Source organism: bacterium, assembly GCA_016708025.1.
Classification (GTDB): domain Bacteria; phylum Zixibacteria; class MSB-5A5; order GN15; family FEB-12; genus FEB-12.
Genome location: JADJGQ010000001.1, coordinates 766,433 through 791,658 on the forward strand (window position 1 = coordinate 766,433; position 25,226 = coordinate 791,658).

Genomic DNA, 25,226 nt, shown 5'->3' on the forward strand with positions numbered 1-25,226 from the left:
AACCAAAACTATGGCACGACGTCGCGATGTGATCATTGGAGTGATCATCGCCGTGGGGGGACTCATGGCGATCGGCATGTTTGCACTGATGCTGTTCGGCATGGCTGCAACCAGTTCGGGTGGATTTGATTTCGGCACGATCGGCGGTAATGGGATCGGCGTGATCGAAGTGTATGGGGCGATCGATGATGGGTTGGCTCGGCAGGTGATCCGACAGCTCGAAAGATTCACCGACAATAGTTCAGTTCAGGCGATCGTGGTGCATGTTAACTCACCCGGTGGCGGAGTTGCGCCATCGCAGGAGATCTATGATGCGATGCTGCGCGCCCGCGACGAGAAGCCGGTTGTGGTCTCCATGGCGTCGGTAGCAGCTTCAGGTGGTTACTATATCGCGTGCGCGGGTGACCGGATCGTGGCCAACCCAGGAACGCTGACCGGCTCAATCGGCGTCATCTTCCAGTTCCATACCTTCCAGGACCTGATGGGGAAGGTCGGGGTCGGAACCGAGACCGTGAAGTCCGGGGAGCTCAAGGATGTCGGCTCGTATGCCCGTCCGATGACCGATAAAGAGCGGGAAATGCTCAATTCGGTGGTCCAGAGCACCTACGAGCAGTTCGTCGAGGTGGTCTCCTCGAGCCGGGAGATGGAGAAGACTGAGATCTACCCATTGGCGGATGGCTCTGTCTATACTGGATTGCAGGCCTACAACTTAGGGCTTATTGATACGTTGGGTGGACTGCATGAAGCAGTCAATTTGGCGGCCGATTTGGCGGAGATTTCGGGAGAGCCGACGGTGATCCGTCCGACCTATCGAGAAAAAGTTTCCATCTTTGACCTGTTGGGGGAGACCCTGAGTAAGGTCAATAATGCGGTAGATCAGAAGCTGGCGGGACCGAGCCTGCTCTATCTCTATCAGTGAGTTAGGCAGACAATTTCTGGTCGGAACGCAAAAAAAGATAGACAAATCGCGAATTTTCCCTTTTTTTCCCGACAACGTTTATTATCTTCCAGCGCCCCAAACGTTTATGGATTTCACGGGCCGGGCAAGGGCTGGAAGCCATATGGAGAGGTTCTGGAGATGAATAACAGACACACCACACATAACCGTCGAGGGAGGACGCTGTGACAAAAGCGGACCTAGTCGAGAAAGTGGCAGAAAAGACCGGCCTAACACGCACGGACGTGGCCGTAGTGGTTGACTCGTTTCTTGATACGGTGAAAAAATCGGTTGAGAACGGTCACAACATTGAGATCAGAGGGTTTGGCACCTTCAAGATCAAACTGCGCAAAGCACGCAAGGCGCGGAACCCCCGCACTGGCGATGTCGTGCCGGTTCCGGATCGGAAAGTTCCGGTCTTCAAACCGTCGAACGAATTCAAAAACATGATCACTAAACTGTCCTTGTAACCTTTTGCAACGCTGTATGGAGGATGAATGCCCTGCGGAAGAAAGCGGAAACGGCATAAAATCAATACGCACAAGCGCAAAAAACGTAGACGCGCTGATCGCCACAAAAAGAAACTTCGCTAATTGATATGCCGGAAGAACTTCCCTAGCGTACAGGGAAGTGGTTTCCCGTTGGAGCTTTCTTCAGCGGATGCAGCCGGTGACTCACCCACGCTCGCATCCGTGCAAGGGTAATAGCCACAACAGCTTCTCGGTAAGATTCGAAGTCTTGATGCCCACTCACTCGAGTGGGCATTTTTATTGCCTTCACTCTAGTGATGAAACAGAATTTAATCCCTCGCATTCTGCTCCTGAGCGTGCTGGCCATAGCCCCGGGAGCACACGCCGATTTTGTTGACTTGCTGGTCAATGACGACAATCTCGCCACCACGCATGAGCGACCGCGCGTCGCGGTGGCACCCTCAGGCAGTTTCGCTATCGTCTGGGCCGATCAACGAAGTGGCCAGAGCGATATCTACTTCCAGCGCATTTCCCTTGCCGGGACGCGCATCAACTCGAACCAACTCATGAATCTCGATACGCTGAGCGGATGGCAGGCATATCCTGCATTAGGTGCGGCTGCCTCGGGACAGTATACCGCAGTCTGGCAGGATTTCAGAAACAGCAGCTATCCGTATGATCCGGATGTGTATCACCAGCGGACCGATTCATCGGGCAGTCCGATCGGCGAGAATATCTCACTGACAGTCGAATTGCCTGATTCTCTGAAAGAGGCTCCCGATCTGGCGATCGCATCCGATGGCACCGGGATGGTGGTCTGGGCGGATTACCGGAATCGAAACTGGGATATCTTCGGTCAGTTTCTGGCGGCGGATGGTTCGCGCATCGGAAACAACTTCAAGATCAACGATGATGTCACTTCTGCGCAGCAACATGGTGCGCGAGTGTCTGTGGCTCCCGGCGGATGGTATGCTGTCGTCTGGTACGACAACCGTCAGGGGAGTGATGATATTTTCGTCCAGATGTATTCAGCCAATGGGGTCAAGCGCGGGAGTAATCTCCGCGCTAATTCCGATATCAGTTCTGCGCGACAGGCATTTCCGGATATTGCGGCCGATGGCCGCGGGAGATTTCATGTCGTCTGGACCGACTGGCGCAACGGGAGTTATCCGACCAATCCTGATGTTTACTATCGCAAATTTGATACGCTGTTTCAGGCGTTGACGATCGACACGCGTTTGAACACCGATGGGTCAACACGCCCGCAGCGCGACCCGGCCGTCGCGGCTGACCGCATGGGGAATGTGGGGATGGTCTGGGCCGATTCGACGGCTTCCTCGTGGGATGTGATGGGGCAAATACTGGATGCCGATGGTGCCGTTCGCGTCGCCTCCACGCGCATGCATACTCCTTCAGACAGTGCGCAATTACAGCCGGATATTGCCCTCGATGGACGGTACCGGTATGTCACCTGGTCCGATAAACGGTTGGGGCGGTTTGATATTTACACGGCCGTCGCAAAGTACAACGATCCACATGTGGCGGCCACGCCGGCATCGCTGTCGTTTAGTATGAATCCCGGTGGTCCGCTCCCGTCGGCGCAAACGGTGGTGGTTGAACATGCCGGGCTAAACAGTCTGCATTTTTCGGCGGTCTCATCGCAAAGCTGGCTGCAAGTGTCTCCGGCATCGGGGACAACACCGGATACTCTCTCATTCTCGGTCACTTCACTCCTTCCCGAGGGAATTCACTCTGCCGAAGTACGGATTGTTGACACCGACAATGGTGACTCATCGCTGGTAGTAACGGTGACTGTGAATTCGGCCGTGTCGGTCAGCGCGGACTCGGTCATCTGTGGGGCGGTCAGTTGTCTTCCTGTTGACTCGACCGATCTGCCGATTGAGATCTATCTGGAGAGCGCAGCAAGAGGAATGGTCATACCGCTAACGTGGGACAGCAGTTACTTCGCAATCGGGTCTGTAACGCTCACTCCGACGCTTGCATCGCGTGCAACGGCGCAGTTGGCCTCAAATGAAGCAGGGAGTACCTGCGTGGTAGTTACGGCAAACCCAGGCGACAGTTTACCGTCAGGGAAATACGAAGCGATGAACCTGCGGATACTGACCACCGCATCGGAAGGCTTTAGCCCACTGGATAGTATCACGCTCGATAGCTTCAGTCTACACATAGCGGCCATGGATGGAAGCTGGTCGCGCCCTCTGTTTATTCCAGGGGAGGTCACGGTCAGCAGTACGACTGATGTTGGCGATCCGGAGCCACCGCATAGTTTGCCGCAGTTCGGTCTGGAACAGAACTATCCGAATCCGTTCAATGGATCGACGGTGATCAGGTATTCGCTGGTGGAACGGTCCTCAGTTCGCCTTGAAATATTCAATGTTCTAGGGCAATCGATTCGAGTGCTTTCGGTCGGAGAATTGTCCGCTGGTGAACACTCACTGGTCTGGGATGGACGGACGCTCAATGGGCGCGATGCGCCATCCGGTATCTACTTTTACCGGTTACTGGCGGGAGAATCCAGCCAGGTCCGGAAAATGATCCTGTTGAAGTAGCCAAATTCCTTCTTAGACCCTGCAATCAGGCAAAAAAGTGCCGTTCCGGGTGAACCCCGGACGGCCTGTTCCTCGTACTACTAGCCAGTAGAAGAATGTCGCAAAACAAGATGGAGGCGTTATGATCCGAGCCCGACTACTGCTGACCGCCCTGCTGGTGGGACTCGCGGCAACCGCACTGGCCGCCGACAACGGGGGACGTATCTACGGAAAGATCACCACAGTCGACGGAGACACGTACGAAGGGTTGATCCGGTGGGATAAGAATGAAGCAAGTTGGGTCGATCTCCTGAACGGGACGAAAGAACTTGATGAGGATAACGCCGACAAGTCCTCGCAGAACTCTCGCCGCAAATCCAAAAAGGTGCAAGTGTTCGGCATGAATGTGGCTCAGTGGGATTTTGATGAAAACGGCTGGCCCGGTTCGGCGGAGTCCGGCATTCGTTTCGGCCATATCAAGTCGATCGAAGCGCGCGGAGATGATGAGGCGAGACTGACCCTCAAGTCCGGCGAAACCGTGATCTTGTCCGGCGGTTCGACCGATATCGGCTCCAACATGCGCGAACTGATAATCGAGGATAACAGCGAAGGGGAGACCGAGTTGTCGTGGGAGGATATCGATCAGGTTGAGTTTATGCCGACCAAGACGGGATTGGAGTCCTCGCTCGGTGAACGGCTGTACGGCACGCTGACGACACGCCGCGGTGATACGTATACCGGGTTTGTGGCGTGGGATGTCGACGAAGTCTTTTCGTCCGATCTGCTCGAAGGGGAATCCAAGGATCGGAATCGCAAGGTCAAATTCGAGAAGATCGCATCGATCGAGCGCTATTCCTCGAGTGGTTCGACTGTTCATCTCAGGGGAGGAGAAGAGCTGATTCTCAAAGGCTCAAACGATGTCGATGAAAGCAACAATGGCATAATCATTGCCGATCCCGCTTTTGGCCAGGTGACCGTAACCTGGGATCAGTTCGAATTGCTTGAATTCAAGCCAGCTCCGGGACAGCCAAGTTATGACAAGTTTGACGGCGGGCATCGCCTCAAAGGGACGGTGACGACCGAAGACGGCGACACTTATACCGGGACGATCCGCTGGGATAATGATGAAGAATATTCTTGGGAGATCCTGGATGGCGAGTACCGCGATCTCCAATTCGATATCGAGTTGGGATTAGTGAAGTCAATCGAGCGGACAACTTCGCGGAGCTGCGAAGTAACTATCTCCGATGGTCGGACATTCCGCCTGCGCGGATCCAATGATGTCGATTCGGGAAACAAGGGGATATTCATCGACACCGGCAAAGGGAAAGAGATCCGGGTCGACTGGGAAGACTTCACCAAGGTGGAGTTGACGAAATAAAAAACGTACGCCGCTTCAGAAGTATATGACAGCAGAACTGCCGCCATCCATGGCGGCTTTCTGTTTTTTAGGAGAGTCTTCTTCGGCCAAGCAAATTGGGCATAGGTATGAGCCTAACGTCTGAGGACCCTCCGTAGTCTGGTGTGTGATGACATAAAGTAGCGAAAAATCCCCCGGATTGTCAAGCAGATTTCGGGCGCCGAAGTCCGTTCCGACAGGCAGAAAAAAGCCCTCGCATGCGAGGGCTTTTCCTTGGTCATAATAGGGGCGAACTAGTTGCCGGCTTTGGCCGCTTTGGCAGCCTGCAGCTCTTTGACATGCTGAGTGGCAATGGCAACATCATCCTGGGCCTTTGGCTGGTTCTTCGCCAGGCGAATATATTCCTGCCAGTTGGTCAGATGAACGTCGATGCTGTCCGGGTTGAGCGTTTCGGTTGCAAACGCGTAGTTGTAAGCGGCCTTGTAATTTTTCGGATCATCCTGGAGCGCGCTCTTGAACTGCTCGGCCGCAAGTGCGTATTTCTCCGCCTGCAGATGCAGGTTGCCGATGGCGAAGTGGGCTTGAGCATTGTCCGCCTTCAAGGCAAGCGACTGTTCATAGGCATTCATCGCGGACTTGGTATTTTTCTCCCGCTCGTAAGCCTTACCAAGTGCATACCAGGTTTCATCAGTGGCCGCATTCCATGTGTGGATTTTTTCGATGGTCGCGATCACAGCAGGCTGGTCGCCCGCTTTCCCCTGCACTTTGGCTATCTCCAGCATCATCGCGGCGCTATCCGCAAGCGTAGCGGAGTTTTTGACCGCGCCTTCGAAAGCCTGGATCGATTCCGGGTAACGCTTGAGGACAGATTGTACTTTGGCGAGGTTGACGAAAGCTTCGGTATTGTCCGGCTTCTTTTCCGTCGCCAGTTTGAAATTCTGAACCGCATCATCATACTTCTCGGTGGCGAAATAAACGACGCCGAGATTGAGGTAGGCATCATAGTAGGAGGCGTCGGCCTCGATAGCCTTCTTATACGCGGCGACAGCGGCATCGTAGTTCTTAGCCTGTTTGGCCGTCTGCCCTTCATTATAGGCTGCTTTGGCGGCATCCGTCTGCGCAAAGAGTGAGGTGGTGGTGGCAGCAAAGACGCAGAGGCAGAGGATCAGAACTCGCGCGATGCCGCCGATGTGGCGATTTGTTACCATGCATTCTCCTTCCAGTGTAGCAACAGTTATCAGTTGTACAGTTTGAGTCGGGCCATGTTCCCGCGACCGGATCGCGCTGTCTCAGAGCGATTTGCGGTGCGATTCCAGGGCGGCTTTGACGTCGGGGTACTTAAGCGCCAGGATCCGGGCAGCCAAAATGGCTGCATTCTTAGCGCCGGGAGTTCCGATAGCCACACCCGCAACCGGGATACCCGGAGGCATCTGAGTCACGGACAATAGTGAATCAAGGCCATTCAGCGCTGCCGGTAATGGGACGCCGATGACCGGCAGTAACGAATGTGCGGCCGCCACTCCGGGGAGTGCGGCAGAGAGCCCAGCCATGGCGACGATCACTTCAAAGCCGCGCGAAGCGGCATTCACCGTGAGGTCCCCGGTTCTCTCCGGATGACGATGGGCAGAGGAGACCTCGATCGATCCTTCGATCGCCAGCTTGGTCAGTTCGGCCCTGCAGGTCTCAGCATACTCGAGGTCCGACTTGGACCCAACTATGATCAGTACTTTCGGCATAGCTATTTGGTCGTCTCCGCTTTTTGAGGAAAGGCCTTGGCGCCGATATCGCGACGGAACATGGCGCCATCAAATCTGATCTTTTTGACCGTACCGTAGGCGCGGTCGATCGCGCTCTTTAAGTCGGCATCGATCCCCGTCACACCAAGCACCCGTCCACCGGTGGTGAAATAGCGGTTATTTTCCCGCTTGGTGCCGGCATGAAAGACCGGGGAATTGTTATCTTTGAGCGACTCAAGGCCATTAATCGGAATTCCCTTTCGGTAGTTCCCTGGGTAGCCCTTGGAGGCCATGATCACACAGGCGGCAGCGCCTTTACGCCAGTCGAGCTTGGGCATATTTCCGACCTTACCATCGACAACCGCCATCATGATGTCCACCAGATCGGTTTTGAGCAAAGGCAAAACGACCTGGGTTTCCGGGTCACCGAAGCGGCAATTGAATTCGAGCACTTTCGGGCCAGCTTCAGTTAGCATTAGTCCAGCGTAGAGCACTCCGGAATAAGTGATCCCTTCATTGCGCAGTCCATTGATGGTCGGAAGTAAAACATGCTCCTGCACCTGTTCAAGGATCTCGGGAGTAATGAAATCGACCGGACAATACGCGCCCATGCCGCCGGTGTTGGGACCGCGGTCATTGTCGAGTGCGCGCTTATGATCCTGACTTGGCAATAGTGGAACAATGACCTTGCCATCGGTAACTGCCATGATTGAAACTTCGGTGCCCGACAGGAAGGATTCGATGACGATCCGTTCGCCGGCTTTGCCGAAGATCTTTTTGATCATCATCTCTTCAAGGGCGATGGTTGCCTGAGCGACATCTTTGACAACAGCGACCCCTTTGCCCGCCGCCAGACCATCGGCCTTGATCACCAAAGGGAATTCAGCGGAATTGCAGAATCCGACTGCTTCGGCAAATGAGGTGAAGACCCTGAACGGGGCAGTGGGGATATGATATTGCCGCATGAACTCTTTGGAGAAGACTTTGGAGCTCTCCAGTTGAGCCGCCTTTTTGTCGGGACCAAAGATGCGGAGTTTGCGCCGCTGGAAATCATCGACCACGCCGACCGAGAGCGGTTGTTCGGGGCCCACGACCGTCAGGTCGATTTTGTTGCGCTGGGCGAACTCGATCAAGCTTCGGGTAGCATCGGCTTTGATATTCACGCACTTGGCGATCTGGGAGATGCCGCCGTTTCCGGGGGCACAGAAGATCTTGTCGACCTTCCTGGATTGCTTCAATTTCCAGATGAGGGCGTGTTCACGACCGCCGGAGCCTATTACCAGTATATTCATATGCTTAGTCCATATCCTTGCGAAACCGCTAATCTACAGCCGGTTCGGCAGATAGGGCAACCGGTTTTTTCATCGCCCAAACTGGCGATGAACGGGAGAAAGCTGTTGCCGATTTTGCCGAATCCATTATCTTGTAAGCAGATACTTACCATCGGCCATCCCCTTTTCCTCACATGGCCGGCTGGAATAATACCGTGCTGGCATTGTAGACTATCCACCAGAAGGAGTTGGCATGTATCGCCCGTTCGTACTGTCCCTGTTTTTCTGTTTACTCGTCGCGGGTACGACTGTCGCTGAGCAAGCAACCATTTCCAAGATCGTCGTCGATCGTATCACCAAATCACAATATCTCGATCTGGCCAGTTTGGGGTTGGATGTGGTCGAGGCAGAGGGGGACCGATTCGAGATCCTGGCCAAACCAGGGGACCGACAGAAACTCCAGCAACTCGGCATTCCATACCAGGTAGAACATGAGGACCTTTCGCTATTCTACGCGGAGCGAGCGGCCGTGCCGAACGGAGGGTTCCGGACATTTGCGCAAATAGTAGCGCTCCTTGACTCTCTCTCCGCCGCACGCCCCGATATCATGACCGCGAAGTTTTCGATCGGCCAATCGGTGGAGGGAGAAGAGATCTGGGTAGTCAAAGTTTCGGATAATCCAAATGTCGATGAAAACGAGCCGGAAGTTTTCTACAATAGTTATATCCACGCACGCGAGCCTGCCGGAGCCGCCGCTCTCTTGAATGTGCTTCGCCATCTGATCGCCAATTATGGGATCGATCCGGAAGTAACGGATATCGTCGATACCCGGGAGCTCTACTTCATGCCGGTGGTTAACCCGGACGGCGTGAAATACAACGAGTCGACCAATCCGGATGGTGGCGGGTTGTGGCGGAAGAACCGCCGGAACACCGGTAGCGCTTTTGGAGTAGATCTGAACCGGAATTTTGCATTCAAGTGGGGATATGACGATATCGGTTCGTCACCCAGCGCGAGCAGTGAAGTCTACCGCGGACCCTCGGCGTTCTCTGAAATAGAGACGCAGCTACTCAGGGATTTCGTGATCTCGCGTAATTTCTCGGTCTGCAACAATATCCACACCTATTCGAACCTCGTTATCTGGCCATATGGCTATGACCGGATCTACTCCCATCAGGAAGATTTCTTTCAGGAATTAGGGGATTCGCTGACCCAGTACAATGGTTATGCGCCCGATGTAAGCTGGACGCTTTATCCGACCAACGGCGCCGCCGATGACTGGATGTGGGGAGATACGATCTCCAAGCCGAGGTTTGTCTCGTTCACGACTGAGATCGGCGGGAATACCGATGGCTTCTGGCCGGCGCCGGCCCGCATCCCGGCGCTTGAGGCAGAGAACCTGTATCCGAACCTCTTCCTGGCCAAGATCGCGGATAATCCATTGCAATTGGCGCCTCCGGCCCGGGCTGTCGTATCCGTGCCTGATTCAGTCGGCACAACTTATACGGTGACATGGCAAACGGCTGACAGCATCAATCAGCCGGTCAGTTACGCACTGTACGAACTGAGCAGCAAGCAGACGATCACTGATATCGCCGAATCCAACGATGGTTACTGGTCAACCGAAAAGATGACTTTGTCATCCGCGCGGAAGCGCAGTGGCAATTTCTCCTGGCATTCTCAGAACACTAATAAAGCGCATCACTGGCTGCTTTCGCAGACGCCGTACAAAGTGCAGACCGGCGACTCGCTGGTATTCTGGCTCTGGTATGATCTGGAGACTGACTGGGATTACTTTTATGCCCAGATATCAATCGATGGCGGCTTTGACTTCATTAATTTGCCGAATAGTCGGACCACTAATAGTGACCCGAACAATCTCAACCTGGGGAATGGTATCACCGGTTCATCCGGCGGCTGGGTCAGAGTCGCATACGACATTTCGGCGTATGCCGGGAAAGAAGTCTTTATCCGACTGACACAGTTCACCGATTCATTCTCGTTGAATGAAGGGGTCTACATTGATGATATTGAGAATGTGGATATCTTCGGGAGTGAGGTGCTGGTTTCAGCGGCGATAGTCGACACCGAGTACACGTTTACCGGACATGCCTCTGGCGACTTCTGGTATCGTGTGACGGGGACCGATGCTGAAAATCAGGTTAGCCGGAAGTCTACTCTGGCCGGGACGACCGTCTACCAGGGGATCATTATAGGCGATCTGAATGGGGATATGCTGATCGATATCAGCGACCTGAGCTACCTGATCTCGTACCTCCTCGGGCTGGTATCAGCGCCAGTCCCTCTGGAACGGGCGAATGTCAATTGTGCGGGACCGGTTGATATCAGCGACCTGTCGCGGATGATCTCTTTTATGGTGGGACAATCACCCGCGCCAAGTTGTCCATAACAGGCTGAGACAGACGCAAAGGCGCCGAGCGTTCATCGTTCGGCGCTTTTTCTTTGCCTATTTCGAACTGAACAAAGCCAGTTGACAAGCCGTCTGGTGGTAACGTATCTTTGGTGCTTGTTTCTCCCGGGATGGGAGAGACATCATACTAAACGTGAATTGTATTGATTAGACCTAGTTTTCGAGGATGATGCAATGAAACGATCTCTGCTGGTTCTTGCCCTGACCTCTCTGCTTGTATTGCCGGCTGCGTTGTTTGCCCAGGACGAGGCTGAGGAAGAACGAGATAATCTGGAATTGAATTTCTATGGCGGCCTGTCCATGCCAACCGGCGGTATTAAGGACTACAGCGATACCCTGGGAGCCAAGTCCGGTCTTGGCGGTGGACTTGATTTCGGCGTCTTTATCAGTTCACAGATGACTCTGGGCGTTGGTTTCGCCTACAGTCAGTTTGATATCGACAACGATAATGAACTGGTCACGCACAAGCACAAGATCTATCGTCCCAATCTCTATCTCCGCTATTATTTGCCGAGTTCGAGCGATCTGGTACCGTACGCGCATGTACGGGTAGGTCTTGATTTTGCCAATCTCTCCACCGAAGTGGTTGACAACGGCACGCGGAAATTGAAAGAACTTGAGTTTGATCCGGCCCTTTCGGCGGGATTTGGCGCCGGTCTGTTTTACTATACCTCCGACTACAGCGGATTCTTTGTCCAGGCGGATTATCACCAGGCATTTTCCAAAAGCACCAAAGGTGATTTCCAGGGAGTCGACTACGAGATGGGTGACAGCTACGGCACACTCGATCTCCGGATCGGGCTTCATTTGCTGTTTGGCTCCGGCGAATAGTCTCGCTACAAAACTGAGTATGAAAACCCGCCTCTCCGGCGGGTTTTTTTTGACTTTGAGTATCCGGGTCGCCTGTGGTACTATTACTGGATGAAACCGATCAAGATCCTGGTTGTGGATGATGAAGTACAGCAGCGTGAACTGCTCTCCGGCTATTTGAGCCGACGAAAATTCGAGGTTACCACGGCATCTGGCGGGGAGGAGGCACTGGAAAAGTACGCTTCCGTTTTCTCACCGCTGGCCATAATCGATATGAAAATGCCCGGCATGAGCGGGATCGAACTGCTGGGGAAACTTCGCGAGCTCAATCCATTCATCCAGGTCCTGGTGCTGACCGCTTTTGGTTCAGTTGAAACGGCAGTTGCTGCCATGCGGGCCGGGGCATATGACTACCTGACCAAGCCGGTCGAAGATCTCGAAGAGCTTTTGATCAAACTGGAAAAGGCGGCGGCGCAGAATCAGTTGATCGTCGATCACGCCGTGATGTCGGAACGAATCGCCGAGGCATTCCCCAATTCTGAGTTGATCGGCGAATCAACTGCCATCCGCAAAGTGAAAGAGCTGGTCGCTCAGGTGGCCAAGAGTGATGCCACCGTCCTGGTAACCGGAGCATCCGGCACCGGTAAGGAACTGGTCGCGCGGGAATTGCATGCGCTCTCCGGAAGAGCGGAAAAGCGACTGGTGGCGATCAATTGTGCAGCCTTCCCGGAGACACTGCTCGAGGCTGAACTATTCGGCTACGAAAAAGGTGCCTTCACCGGTGCGGATAAGGCCAAACAGGGGAGAATGGAGTTGGCCGATGGCGGCACGCTGTTCCTCGATGAAATCGGCGAGATGCCGCTAACGATGCAGGTGAAGTTGCTTCGGATACTAGAGGACCGTAAGATCCAGCGACTCGGGGCAATGAAAGAGATCTCCCTCGATTTCAGGCTGATCGCCGCGACCAACCGTGATCTCGAACTGATGATCAAGGAGGGCAAATTCCGCGAGGATCTGTTCTACCGGTTAAATGTCATTCGCGTTACTATCCCGCCGCTGCGCGAACGAGGGGGGGATATTCTGATCCTGGCGCGGACCTTTTTGCAAAGATCCTCACGCAGGCTGGGAAGAGATTTGACCGGCTTTTCACCGGAGGCGGTTTCGTTACTTTCCAATTACGGATGGCCGGGAAATGTGCGTGAGCTGGAGAATATCATCGAACGGGCGGTGGTGGTTGCCTCGGGGAGATCGATCACGGCAGCCGATCTGACCGGCCTGACGCCAACCTCGGGGGAGCAGCAGTCCGCGGCACCGCGGACATTGGAAGAGGTCGAAAAAGAGCATATCAAGCGGATGCTTGAGCAGACGGACTGGAATGTGGTGCAGGCGGCGGAGATCTTAGGGGTTCATCGGAATACGCTGCATAACAAGATCAAAGAATTCAAGCTGGAACGGTCTTGACGCACATATCTTAGGCGCGACCTATCTCTAATGCACAATAATTGTGCTATCCCCGGCTGACGAGCTGCATTCAGAATTCTCCAATATATTGTCGTGTAATAGATTAGCCTGTTCGGCATGGGCTTTGATATATATTGGGTCAAAGGAAAGGAAAAAACGGAGTTATCCATGCGCAAACTGACCCTGATTCTGCTTCTGATAACCGCAGTCCCGCTCTTCGTCGGCGGATGTGATGATGACGACAACAACCCAACTATCGTGATCTATGAGCCGGCGGCTCCGCAAGGGGTCTATTCGGTCACTGGTGATGGTCAGGTGACGATCCGGTGGTATGGACCGTACGAAAGCAATATCGTCGAATACGTGGTCTATCGCTCGCTGAATGCGACAACCGGCTATGTAGAGATTGGCTCGGTAGTGGCAGACGACAACCCGAATCTCGACCTGCTGATCTATACCTTTGTTGATGATAATGTCGCCAACGGGGTGACTTACTATTACGCGGTCTCGTCGGTCAACAGCTCCGGATACGAATCGGAACTGTCGGCTGAAAATGTTTACGACACACCGCGACCGGATGGACAGGGGCAGGTGCTGTTCCCGATCGAGGTTGATACTTCGCTTGCCGGATTCAGCTTTGCGGCGCAAGCGCGCGTCTCAATGAACAACCCGCTGGCAGATATCGTAGTTGATCGACCGGGAAGTATCTCCTACCTGAATGCCGCCAACGACCAGACGGATATCCAGGATATGGGGTACACCGACGAGTTTGATGATATCACCTATGCGCCGCAGGATGGCTGGTCGCAGCTTGGATATGTCGAAGCGATCGTCGGACACACCTATGTGGTCTGGACCGCCGATGACAACTATGCCAAGGTACGGGTGACCGCTATCGCCGGGAATGGCGCAGTGACTTTTGACTGGGGATACCAGACGGATACGGGTAATCCGGAATTGATCGCACCGAAGAACGCGAAGCGTCCGGTGCATAACGCAAACTACCTCAAGAAGCAGTCAATCTCGACTCGCAGCTCTGAATAAAGGATGGTGTATATGTGGCGCAAGGGTGCAACTTTACTGACTGTCGTGCTGGCGATGCTGATGACCGGGAGTACACTCCTGGCTCAGCAGCAGGTCCAGCGTGACCGTTCCGATGACCGGGACGACGGCAACTACGAGTCGGAATACGAAGATCGCGGACGTTCCGATGACGACTACGGTTCCAACGGCTATGTGCGTGTCGATCGGTATCTCGATGCCGACATCTGGGTCAACCGGAGCGACAACGAATACTTCATCGGCGATAACATCAAGATGCACTATCGCCTGAACCAGGATGCGTATGTGGCGATCGTGTCGATCGACTCACGCGGGCGAGTGAATCTGCTCTACCCGACCTCGCCGACCGACAATCCGTGGCGTCGCGGCGGCATCTCCTATACGCTGCCGGCGGCCGAAGACGAGTTTGACCTGGTTGTCGATGGTCCGGAAGGATCAGAGACCATTCAGATCATCGCCAGCCGTGAGCGGTTTCCGATCCCGAGCTGGTTTAACGGATCCGGCATTACCTGCGGGGATGATGAGGACCGTGACGAATTCATGGATTACCTGATCAGCCGTTACTTCGACCGATATCCGGATCAGCGTTTTGCGGTCGACCGCGAAGTGATCTATGTGAATGAGTGGGAGCAGGATTATTTCCGGCCGGTCTATTATCCGACCTATCCGAGCTGGTCGGTCTGCGGAAATGTCTACTTTGACTATCCGTGGGGTGCCAGTGTGTATATCGATGGTATCTATTGGGGATGCGCTCCGTTGTACATCCCGCGCGTGTTGGTGGGGTGGCGGACGATCACGGTTTATGACCGGTATGGCTACTGCTGGGAAGATTACGTGCATGTGAGCCACTACAATACGATCGTGCTAAACCAGACGATCATTCGGCCGCGCGCCGGAGTGCACTCCAAGTTTAAAGACGTGCGTGTGGTTGGCTATCGCGATCCAGTCGCGGCCGGCTACAAAAACTACAACGAAGTAGTCAAGAAGCGCACCACCGTGGTCAGCCGTACGACTGCTGATCCGAAAAATGGTGTGACGCGCTCCAAGCCGACTGAAAATGACGCTTCGAATTTCGCCGCCCTGCCGAAAAAGCATGTTCGCGGAACCGGCGGAGTGATCAAGACGGATCGCGGATATGAATCCTCGGCGATCGGCAGTTCGACGGAACGTCGCAGGTCCGAACGGACCGCCAGCAATTCGCGCTTTGATGGAGACAAGAGCGCCAACAGCCGTGGCAGCTATCGTTCGGGAAGCAGCGGTTCGAGTTCCGGCTCCAGCACGGATCGCGGAAGTTATGGTACCACTTCGAAGAAAGGTTCTTCCGGTTCGAGCAGCAGTGGAAACACGGTCGAACGGAAGAAGTCGTCCGAATCCCCGTCCGGCGGGTCATCCAACTACTACCGCAAGAAAAGCGGTTCGGTAGACAACAAGAAGGAAGGGGAAAAGAAGTCCCAGGCCCAGCCGCAGCAGGTGGAACAGAAGAAGACTGAAAGCAAAGGGGACGACAACAATAGCAGCAGTGGCAATCGCGGTGGTGGCGAGGTGAAGCAGAAGTCGTCCGGGTCAAATAGCTCCGGCTCCAGCCCCCGTCAGTCAACTCCGCGTTCAAGCAATGGCAACAGCGGCAAAGACAATGGGAAGGGGAAGCGGTAGGTTTTAATGTTGCATCGACGGGCAGACTTACCGTCTTTGACAAAGGAATCAAGACCTATGAAGAAGCTTATCCCATACCTGCTCAGCATGACCCTCCTGTTCACGGGAGTGTCGGCTGTTATGGCAGTAGAAAAGAAGGCGAAAGAGACTCCGCCCGCCAAACAGGCGCAGCCAGCCAAAACGGATAGCGCGGCCAAGGCGAGTAAGCCGGCTGAGAAAAAGGCGGATCCCAAAGCCGCTCCGAACAAGGTCGACACCAAAGCCAAGACCGACAAAAAGTATGACAACTTCGTCGATCGAAACAACAATGGGGTCGATGACCGCAAGGAGAACCTGAAGAAGAAGGATGCCAAGTAAGGCATTCGCGTTTTCCTGACGAATACAAGCTGTGGCGATGTCCGCCACAGCTTTTTCTTTTGCCGACAGTTCACTCCATATCGGAATTGACTTACCCGCTCAGGACAGATATGTTACCGGGAAGCGGCGATCCGGGCGGAGCCAGACAAGGATCCGTGTTTGTGGCGATCGCTGTGGCAGGGAGAGAGATGCACTTACAACATGGTTGGACAACCCGCTGGATCCATCACCTGTGTCCACTCCTCATCATTTTCCTCTCATCACCGATCATCGCCGGACCCTCGTGGATCAAGGATGCGCTCGCAGATGAATCCTCGATGACGATCGACCCCGAAGCGACCCATCTGGTTCTTCGTCACACGGAGGCGACGAAAATCAAACGCGATGGTACGGCTGAGACGCATGTGCAGGTGGCCTATCGAGTGCTGCGCACCGCCGGGATAGAAGAAATGGTGTTTGTCGAATTAGTCGGCCCATGGCATAAGATCCGCAATCAGAAAGGGTGGCACATCGCACCCGGCGGGGCCGAAGAGACCTTGTTGCCGGAAAAGTTCGCCACCTTCGCGCCGCCGGGAGATATTGGCATCCATACAGATCTTCGCATGATGGTCGGGAGTTTCGACAAGGTGAAGATCGGGTCGGTAGTGGCCTTTGAATTCGACCGATTGGAAGAACATGACTGGGCAGGGACATTCCAGCGATTCATTTTCCAGCATCAACAGCCGGTCTTGTTCACGCAGTGGACTCTCCAGCTACCGTCAGACTGGCATATGCAGGCGACGGGGAAGTTCACGGACAGCCTGCAGTTTGACTCGACCGCCGGCAATATAATCTGGACCGGCAGCCGTTTGCCGTATCGTCCGGAAGAACCGCTTATGCCGCCCTGGTATTATATGGATCGAGTCGTGCAGGTGAATTGCTATACCACTGCGCCGGGAACCAAGACCTCCAGCTTTCCGGACTGGAAAACGGCCTCGCACTGGCTGGATAGTTTACACTACTGGCAGGGGCAGCCGACGGCCGAACTGACTGAGTTCGTAAAATCGATATTGCCCGAAGATACTGCGCTGATCCCGCGGCTGAAAGCGATCGCATCATTTGTCCAGAATGAGATCCGCTATGTAGCGATCGAGATCGGCAAAGGGGCGATCGTCCCGCGGCATGCTCATGAGACATACAAAAACAGGTATGGCGACTGCAAAGATAAAGTGGCCCTGATGCGAGCGATGCTGGCCAGTATCGGTGTCCCGTCAACGACCGTCCTGACAGGCGTGAAAACCTGGGTTTCAGAACAAATCAGTTCGCCGTTTCAGTTTGATCACTGTATTCTGGCGATCCCTGATTCGGTGTTTGGAGATTCGACGGTTTTCCCTCTGGCAAGAGCGGGAGAGTGGCTGATCTTTGATCCGACCTATCCGGCTGCACCATTCGGTTTTTTGCCGATCGGCGAGTATGGGAACTCGATCCTGATCGCTTCCGAAAAGGACACCTCGCTGACCTGGCTTCGCGACCTGGAGCCGGAGCAGAATTCGCGTAAGATCGTGGCGACCGCGACTCTGGCCGAGGATGGCTCGCTGACGGCACAGGTGCGGTCGACTGCCTATGGCGATCTGGCGGCGGCGATGAAATACAAGAACGGCGCCACCAGCCAACGCGAACAGATCGACGAGATACTGAAGTCGGTCACCGAATCAGTCCCAGGTGCGACCATTACCGATTATGTGGCTTCCAGTGACAATGATTCGACCTGGGTTACATTCACGCTGCTGGGGAAGAATTATTTGCAGCGTTCCGGAGAGCTCTCAATTCTCAAGCTTGATTTTCTCTGGTCAGGGGAAGTGGCGGCATTTCGAAAGAATGAGCGGATGTACCCGATCTGGTTCGGTGCGCCACGCAAGACCGATTCCCGGATCACCTGGGTTTTGCCGACCGGATGGGAAGCAGAAACGCTTGATTCTATTGGCGCCCAGTGCCGCATCGCTACGGTGGCCGCATGGGTCAAACAAGATCCTTCCGGCCTGATCTACGAGAGTGTCAGCGAAAAGAACGGAGAAATAATGGAAGCCTCGGAATATGCCGAGGCGCGTGCGTTTCGACGTCTCTTTGAACGGATATCTACTCTGAAGACTATCGTTCGACCAAGGAAGGGGTAATGATGAAACGGTGTCGCGAACTCGGTAGCCTGCTTTTCATGGGGATGATCCTCATGGTCGCGTCGGCGCAGGCAGAACAACTCAAGTTCAAGATCACGCATCCATGGGAACCGGTTTCGGACAGTGACTGGGCAGTCGTGGTCGACAGTGCGAAAGAGATACGCGATGCCGCGGTCATTTTTGAAAAGGTAGTGGTCAACGACCAGAAGCTGACTGATGATCGGGTCGACGTGACGATCTACCGACGGATCCGCATCCTGTCTGCCGAAGGACGGGACTGGGCGGATGCCGAAGTGCCGCTCTACGACAATGATCAAAAAGTGCTGTTGATCCAGGCGCGCTCGATCCAGCAAAATGGAGATTCGGCCGTGCTGGATGTTGCGCAGATCCGCGAGAAGATCGCCTATCAGCTTGGACGCCACAAAGTCAAATCATACACCTTTTCCATACCCGGCGTGACAGATGATTGTATAGTCGAATACGTTATGAAACTTCGACTCGAATCTCGCTACGATCTTTGGTCGATCCAGCAGGATATCCCGGTACTCAAAGGAGAATTGCAGTGGCTGATCAATGCCGAGGGATGGGGGCTGGGGTACTTTTTTTCTTTCTTTGGCAGTCAATCTCCGTACTACGTGGTCCGGGGGTTGGACAAGCCGATCGATGTCAAGCAATTGCCTAATATCAAGGAAGTGAAGGAACTGCACTTCACGGTAACAGATGTCCCTCCTTTCCGGTCGGAAGAGCATACTCTCCCGCGCAAGGCGCTCGAAGGTCGGCTCTATCTGTTTTACAGCTCCAGTACATCATCGCTGGCTTTCTGGGAAAGGGTCGCCACGACCATGACTTCTGTTACCGACTACTTTGCGGATGGCAGCAAGCAGGTGAATAAAGTGATCAAGCAGTTTGATTCGCTGGAGACTCGGGATGCCAAGATGCGCGCCGCATATGAGTGGCTTCAGGACAGTATCACCAATCTTACCTACGATCCGCCTGAGGTGAAGAAATCGCGGAAGGAACGTCAGGTCGAAACAGGCAATCATGTGGTTAGCCGGCGGCAGGGGAGTGAAGAACAGATAAACCTGGTCTATTGCGATATGCTCCGCTCGATGAACATCGATGCGCACATGGCGTATGTCGTGCGGCGAGACAAAAATCTGTTCGTGCAGGAAGCTTTGTATTGGCAGTTCGATCAGTCACTGGTGGTCGTGCAGGACAGTTCCGGCAAGTCCGTCTATTACTCCCCCGGAAGCATGTTTTTGCCCTATGGGTTTGCCCCCTGGTATACAGAAGGAGTCTCCGCTCTGATCCTTTCGAAAGGCGGGCGGACCAATGATCTGGTCTGGTTCTCGACCTACGCCGCAAATAAGATCGGGAGCAGTATGCAGCTCCAGTTCGACCAGGATTTTCTGTTAAGCGGGACATTCGCCGAAACCCGGACAGGACAGCCTGCCCGCGGAGTCAGATTGGACTGTCTGGATGCTGACTCCGTCGCCGCGGCCACAATTGTGTTGGAAGATCTCAAAGAGCGTTATGCGCGATTTGAAATAGATTCCGTGCGTGCGCAAAACCTGTCGGATCATCGTAAAACCCTGACGACAAGAGCGCATGTGCAGACGGTCGATGGTGTCGGCGACCTGGTGGGGGATCGTCTGTTGCTTCGGCCCTTGGAGCTAATGGAGGCTGCGGAGAACCCGTTCACCGCCACCACTCGAGTCAACCCGGTCGCATTTGATTATGCATTTGAGCTGAATGAGTCGATCCAGTTTGTCCTGCCGGAAGGGTGGAAGGTGGAATCGCTCCCAACTGACACCTCGTTTGCGAATCATCTTGGCAATTGCGGTCTTCAGTTCACCGAATTTGAGGGGAGTTTTGGGGTCCAGCGGGTGATCCGGTTGGCGACACCGTTCATCCCGGTCGATGACTACGCTTCGCTTCAGGAGCTGTATGCGGCGCGGGCCTCAATGACCACAGCTACGGTAGCTTTGGTTCGGGTCCACTGACGGATTGATTTTCACTTGAAGGTATTGGGGTGCTGCGAAAAGGCGGCGCCCCTTTCTGTTGTGAACCAATTCCCTTGACTGCCGTTATAAGAATCTGTAAATTGTTAGCGCTCTGGCAGATAGGCTGCCAAAATGGCAGTTCGACTGGATGGTCTTGAGGAGAGTATGTCATCGGGTTTTGAAAATCTCACTGATCGCGAAAAGCAGATCCTCTTTAATCTGATCAACTACTATATCCAGTCGGCTGATCCGGTGGGGTCGCGCGTTATCGCGAATAAGTTCAAGATGGGGCTCTCCTCGGCGACCATTCGGAACACGCTTCAGGATCTGGAAGAATTAGGTCTTGTGGAGCAGCCGCATACCTCGGCAGGGCGTATCCCGACCGATATTGGCTATCGCGTTTATGTTGACTACCTGATCAAGCCGGACCGTCTCAGCACGGCCGAAGAGCAGATGATCCGTGCCGCGATCCTGAAGGAAGGGCGCGGGATAAATGAAATCCTCGGACAGACCGCCCGCATTCTCGGTGAGATCACGCAGCAATTGGGAGTGACTGTCGCGCCGCGCTTTGAGGAAGGGGTACTTCGTTCACTGCGCCTCATCCCTGTCGCCGACGGTAAAGTGATGGTGGTGGTGATTCTCGGATCCGGGATCGCCCGATCGGTGATCCTTGAGATCGAAGCGAATTTCGCAGAGCGGGCGTTGACCGAAGTGGAAGCATTGTTAAACGAACGGCTTTCCGGGCTGACCCTGGCGACCATTCGCGACACGATCTCCAAGCGGATCGCGGATGTCTCCGGACATGGCCGTTTGATCAATCTGGTGATCGATTCCAAAGAGAGAATATGGACGGAAGACCGCCGTCCGGAAGATATTCATATCGCCGGCGCCGGTAGTCTTATAGAGAAGCCGGAATTTTTTGATCGCGATAAAATGTCGAAACTGATGCGCTTACTGGAGGATGGTAAGATCCTCTCCGAATTCCTGACCCAGGCGCATGAGGAGGGGCTGTTCATTACGATAGGGCGGGAGAATACGATCCGGGAGATCATCAACTGCTCGGTGGTATCATCCACCTACAAAGTCGGGAATATCACTGGAGCGATCGGCGTGATCGGGCCGACCCGTATGCCCTACAGCAAGCTGGTGTCGGTGGTCGAATATACCGCCCGGTCGATCACCGAGGTTCTCTCCGGATTCGATGAGAAGAAAGGTGCATGATATATGAGCGATGAAAAAGATACCGACCTGACAGAGAATTTCTCCGGTCAGGGAGAGCCAACCCCCAAACAACGCGTGCTGGGCGATCCAGCCGAGATGGTTGAAAAGGGGGAGGATTTCTCCAGTGAATCGGATCTGGTCGAAGAAGCCGGGCAGTTATTAGATACGCCGGATGAGTTGAAGGCGAAAGTCGCAGAGCTTGAAGACAAACTGCTTCGCATGGCCGCCGAACACGACAATTATCGCAAGCGAATGGCGCGCCAGCAGGATGAACTGATACGGGCGGCCAACGACCGAGTCTTTTCTGAACTGCTTGAGGTGATGGACAATTTCGAACGGGCGTTACAGCATGCGAAAGAGGATGCCAGTCCGAATGCGGTTCTCACCGGCACCGAAATGATCTACGGGCAATTGATTAGCCTGTTAACCAAACATGGGATCACCCCCATCGAGGCGATCGGAAAGCCCTTCGACCCGCAACTTCACGAGGCAATGATGCAGACCAGTTCGGACGAGTATCCGGAAGGGACGGTTGCCCTCGAAATGGGGAAGGGGTATCAGCAGGGGAGTCGGGTGATCCGGCACAGCAAAGTGGGAGTCAGCAAAGGGAAGGGATGAGCTGTTTTATGGCTCAGAGATTTAGACAAGTAATCAGTCAAGGAGCATACAATGGCTAAGATAATCGGTATCGACCTTGGTACCACCAATTCATGCGTTGCGGTTCTCGAAGGAAAGGATCCGGTCGTGATCCCGAATCTCGAGGGAGCCCGGACAACGCCGTCGGTTGTTGCGTTCGCCAAAGATGGCGAGCGCCTGGTTGGCGCGGCTGCCAAGCGTCAGGCAGTGACCAATTCAGAAAACACTGTTTTCTCGATCAAGCGATTTATGGGCCGTCGACATGACGAGGTCAGCACCGAAGAGAAGCTGGTGCCGTACAAGATCGCCGAGGATTCATCAGGAAACGTGCTGGTTGAGGTTCAGGGGAAAAAGTTGACGCCGCCCGAAGTGTCGGCGATGATCCTGCAGTATCTGAAAAAGTGTGCTGAAAACTATCTCGGCGAAGAAGTAAAGCAGGCGGTCATTACTGTTCCGGCCTACTTCAACGACTCACAGCGCCAGGCGACCAAAGATGCCGGCCGAATCGCCGGCCTTGAAGTCCTCCGCATCATCAATGAGCCGACCGCAGCCTCGCTCGCCTACGGTCTGGACAAAAAGAAGAATGAAAAGATCGCCGTCTACGATCTTGGCGGCGGAACGTTTGATATCTCAATTCTTGAGATCGGCGATGGAGTCTTTGAGGTTCGCTCGACCAACGGTGACACGCATCTTGGCGGCGACGATTTCGACCAGGTAATCATTGACTGGATGGCCGAGGAGTTCCTCAAGAGCAGCGGGATCGACCTGCGCAAAGACAGAATGGCCCTGCAGCGCCTGAAAGAAGCGGCGGAGAAGGCGAAGATAGAGCTCTCCTCCACTATGCAGACCAACATTAACCTGCCGTTCATTACGGCAGATCAATCCGGTCCGAAGCATCTTGATCTGATGTTGACCCGCGCCAAGATGGAGCAGTTGGCTGATGTCCTGGTGCAGCGAACGATCGGGCCCTGCAAGTCCGCGATCGCCGATGCCAAGCTTTCGATCAACGAGATCGATGAAGTGGTGCTGGTCGGTGGCATGACGCGCATGCCGAAGATCATCGACACGGTCCGTCAGTTGTTCGGCAAAGAGCCGCACAAAGGCGTGAACCCGGATGAGGTTGTGGCGATCGGCGCGGCGATCCAGGGAGGCGTGCTTTCCGGTGACATGAAAGATATCGTGTTATTGGATGTCACTCCGCTCTCGCTCGGTATCGAAACGCTGGGCGGCGTGATGACCCCATTGATCGAGCGGAATACGACAATTCCGACGAAAAAATCGCAGATCTTTTCGACTGCCTCGGATAATCAGCCGGCCGTTTCGATCGTTGTCCTGCAGGGTGAACGGAAAATGGCGGTCGACAACCGGTTGCTCGGTAAGTTTGATCTGGTAGGATTGCCGCTGGCGCCAAGGGGACTCCCGCAGATCGAAGTCACATTTAATATCGACGCGAACGGCATTGTGCATGTCAGCGCCAAAGATATGGCGACCGCGAAAGAACAATCGATCAGGATCGAAGCATCCTCAGGGCTATCTGAAGCGGAGATCAAGCGAATGGTCAACGATGCCCAGACCTTCTCCGAAGAGGATAAAAAGAAAAGCGACCTGATCCAGGCACGCAATGAGGCGGACGCCCTGATCTATAGCACCGAAAAAACGCTTCGCGAACATGGCGACAAAGTGAGCGGCGACGAAAAGAAGAATATCGAGGACGCAGTCGCCGCGCTTCGCACCGCCATGGGCGGCGATGATCTGGCGGCGATCAGTTCAGCGAAAGAGCGATTGATGCAGGCCTCGCACAAGCTGGCGGAAGAGATGTACAAAGCCGCTCAGCAGCAACAGGCAGCAGGGGCGGGCCCTGCGCCGGATCAACAGCCGACCGGCGAATCCGGCGGCAAGAAAGATGGCGCGGTCGATGCCGATTTCGAGGTGGTCGATGAGGACAAAAACAAGAGCTGATGAGCAGTAAACGCGACTACTACGAGATCCTGGGCGTCGACAAAGCGGCCGACGAAGCGACGATCAAGTCCGCCTATCGGAAAAAGGCGATGCAGTATCACCCTGATCGAAATCAGGGGAATGCAGAGGCCGAAGAACGATTCAAGGAGGCGACCGAGGCATACGAAGTGCTGAAGGATGCCGACAAGCGACACATGTATGACCAGTACGGTCATGCCGGGATGCAGTCCGGCGGATTCCAGCATGGCGGCGGCGGGTTCCAGGGATTCGATCTTTCGGATGCGCTCCGTGCCTTTATGCGTGATTTTGGCGGCGGCGGGTCGATCTTCGATGATTTCTTCGATCAGGGGCGACGTGGTCAGCGCTCCAATCAGGGAGAGGATCTCCGGGTCCGTTTTGCGATCTCGCTTGAAGAGGTCGCCAGCGGTATCGAAAAAACGATTAAAGTGAATCGACTGCTTCGGTGCGATACCTGCGCGGGGAGCGGGGTGGCGGCAGGCTCATCAAAGAAACAATGTCCGCAATGTAAGGGGATGGGTCAGGTACGGACTATTTCCCGGACATTTCTCGGTACGATCCAGCAGGTGAGTACCTGCAATGTCTGTCGCGGAACCGGCGAGATCATCGCCGATCCGTGCAAGAGTTGCAGCGGCGAGGGACGCGTCAGAGGGACCTCGAATGTAAAGGTGAAAGCTCCTGCCGGAGTAGCGTCGGGGAATTACATGACGCTGGAGGGGATGGGGAATGCCGGCCCGCACGGAGGACATCCGGGCGACCTGATCATCGTATTCGAAGAGCTCGAACATGAGCGGTTCTCCCGTCAGGGGGACAATGTCCTGCTCGAGTTGCCGATCTCTTTTACCACCGCCGCACTGGGTGGTGAGGTGACAGTCCCGACGATCAATGGATCGGAGACCATGTCTATTCCTGCCGGGACTCAATCCGGCAAGATTCTCAAGTTGAAAGGTAAGGGGATTCCGCATCTGCACCACAGCGGCCGAGGGGATCAGTTAGTCCAGGTCACCGTCTGGGTGCCGACCAAGCTTTCTTCGGAGGACAAAAAAGTCCTGCAGAAGCTGGCGACGTCGGAATCATTCAGCGCGCCCAAGGGTGACAAGTCATTCTTTGAAAAACTTCGATCAACCCTTGGAGTCTGA

19 protein-coding genes are annotated in these 25,226 nt (G+C 54.5%); 16 read left to right on the top strand and 3 right to left on the bottom strand.

All coding sequences use genetic code 11. The features are described from left to right. Window positions 1-10: 10 nt before the first annotated feature. From sppA to IPH75_03350, 4 genes are all read left to right on the top strand, one after another. On the top strand, window positions 11-919 hold the full coding sequence (sppA, locus tag IPH75_03335; protein MBK7141100.1) for a signal peptide peptidase SppA: 909 nt from the start codon (window positions 11-13) through the stop codon (window positions 917-919). A 203-nt stretch (window positions 920-1,122) separates the two neighbouring features. Next, window positions 1,123-1,407 carry an integration host factor subunit beta gene (locus IPH75_03340; GenBank protein MBK7141101.1) on the top strand — a complete coding sequence of 95 codons (285 nt, stop codon included), beginning with the start codon at window positions 1,123-1,125 and terminating at the stop codon, window positions 1,405-1,407. A 317-nt stretch (window positions 1,408-1,724) separates the two neighbouring features. Continuing rightward, window positions 1,725-3,977, top strand: a complete 2,253-nt coding sequence (locus IPH75_03345) for a T9SS type A sorting domain-containing protein (protein MBK7141102.1) — start codon at window positions 1,725-1,727, stop codon at window positions 3,975-3,977. Window positions 3,978-4,098: 121 nt separating this feature from the next. After that, window positions 4,099-5,337, top strand: coding sequence for a hypothetical protein (locus IPH75_03350; GenBank protein MBK7141103.1), 1,239 nt, complete (start codon window positions 4,099-4,101; stop codon window positions 5,335-5,337). 272 nt (window positions 5,338-5,609) lie between these two features. Here the strand turns inward: IPH75_03350 and IPH75_03355 are convergent, their stop codons facing one another. The 3 genes from IPH75_03355 to purD form a co-directional block, all read right to left on the bottom strand. After that, window positions 5,610-6,524 (bottom strand): tetratricopeptide repeat protein, encoded by a 915-nt coding sequence (locus IPH75_03355; protein ID MBK7141104.1) that lies wholly within the window; start codon window positions 6,522-6,524, stop codon window positions 5,610-5,612. Between the two features lie 81 nt (window positions 6,525-6,605). Then, the gene (purE, locus tag IPH75_03360) at window positions 6,606-7,052 is read right to left on the bottom strand and encodes a 5-(carboxyamino)imidazole ribonucleotide mutase (GenBank protein MBK7141105.1); all 447 of its coding nucleotides are present in this window, start codon (window positions 7,050-7,052) and stop codon (window positions 6,606-6,608) included. A gap of 2 nt (window positions 7,053-7,054) precedes the next feature. Further along, on the bottom strand, window positions 7,055-8,344 hold the full coding sequence (gene purD, locus IPH75_03365; protein ID MBK7141106.1) for a phosphoribosylamine--glycine ligase: 1,290 nt from the start codon (window positions 8,342-8,344) through the stop codon (window positions 7,055-7,057). 232 nt (window positions 8,345-8,576) lie between these two features. On the opposite strand from purD, the gene IPH75_03370 reads away from it, so the two are divergent. The 12 genes from IPH75_03370 to dnaJ all read left to right on the top strand — a co-directional run bounded on the left by IPH75_03370 (window position 8,577) and on the right by dnaJ (window position 25,226). After that, a complete protein-coding gene (locus tag IPH75_03370) occupies window positions 8,577-10,733 on the top strand; it encodes an immune inhibitor A (GenBank protein ID MBK7141107.1) in 2,157 nt (718 codons plus the stop codon). A gap of 195 nt (window positions 10,734-10,928) precedes the next feature. Next, window positions 10,929-11,585, top strand: a complete 657-nt coding sequence (locus IPH75_03375) for an outer membrane beta-barrel protein (GenBank protein MBK7141108.1) — start codon at window positions 10,929-10,931, stop codon at window positions 11,583-11,585. A 90-nt stretch (window positions 11,586-11,675) separates the two neighbouring features. Beyond that, the gene (locus tag IPH75_03380; protein ID MBK7141109.1) at window positions 11,676-13,025 is read left to right on the top strand and encodes a sigma-54-dependent Fis family transcriptional regulator; all 1,350 of its coding nucleotides are present in this window, start codon (window positions 11,676-11,678) and stop codon (window positions 13,023-13,025) included. Between the two features lie 168 nt (window positions 13,026-13,193). After that, the gene (locus tag IPH75_03385) at window positions 13,194-14,069 is read left to right on the top strand and encodes an HmuY family protein (GenBank protein ID MBK7141110.1); all 876 of its coding nucleotides are present in this window, start codon (window positions 13,194-13,196) and stop codon (window positions 14,067-14,069) included. A gap of 12 nt (window positions 14,070-14,081) precedes the next feature. Beyond that, window positions 14,082-15,740 carry a DUF4384 domain-containing protein gene (locus IPH75_03390; GenBank protein MBK7141111.1) on the top strand — a complete coding sequence of 553 codons (1,659 nt, stop codon included), beginning with the start codon at window positions 14,082-14,084 and terminating at the stop codon, window positions 15,738-15,740. Window positions 15,741-15,797: 57 nt separating this feature from the next. Continuing rightward, window positions 15,798-16,097, top strand: coding sequence for a hypothetical protein (locus IPH75_03395; GenBank protein MBK7141112.1), 300 nt, complete (start codon window positions 15,798-15,800; stop codon window positions 16,095-16,097). 188 nt (window positions 16,098-16,285) lie between these two features. Then, window positions 16,286-18,250, top strand: coding sequence for a DUF3857 and transglutaminase domain-containing protein (locus IPH75_03400; GenBank protein ID MBK7141113.1), 1,965 nt, complete (start codon window positions 16,286-16,288; stop codon window positions 18,248-18,250). Further along, entirely contained in the window at window positions 18,250-20,253 is a 2,004-nt protein-coding gene (locus IPH75_03405) for a DUF3857 domain-containing protein (protein ID MBK7141114.1), read from the top strand. The genes IPH75_03400 and IPH75_03405 overlap by 1 nt, the downstream gene beginning before the upstream one ends. Before the next feature lie 132 nt (window positions 20,254-20,385). Beyond that, entirely contained in the window at window positions 20,386-21,474 is a 1,089-nt protein-coding gene (gene hrcA, locus IPH75_03410) for a heat-inducible transcription repressor HrcA (GenBank protein ID MBK7141115.1), read from the top strand. A gap of 3 nt (window positions 21,475-21,477) precedes the next feature. Then, window positions 21,478-22,092, top strand: a complete 615-nt coding sequence (gene grpE, locus IPH75_03415; GenBank protein MBK7141116.1) for a nucleotide exchange factor GrpE — start codon at window positions 21,478-21,480, stop codon at window positions 22,090-22,092. Between the two features lie 51 nt (window positions 22,093-22,143). Further along, complete coding sequence (gene dnaK, locus IPH75_03420; protein MBK7141117.1) at window positions 22,144-24,069, top strand: molecular chaperone DnaK; 1,926 nt, start codon at window positions 22,144-22,146, stop codon at window positions 24,067-24,069. After that, window positions 24,069-25,226 (top strand): molecular chaperone DnaJ, encoded by a 1,158-nt coding sequence (gene dnaJ, locus IPH75_03425; GenBank protein MBK7141118.1) that lies wholly within the window; start codon window positions 24,069-24,071, stop codon window positions 25,224-25,226. The genes dnaK and dnaJ overlap by 1 nt, the downstream gene beginning before the upstream one ends.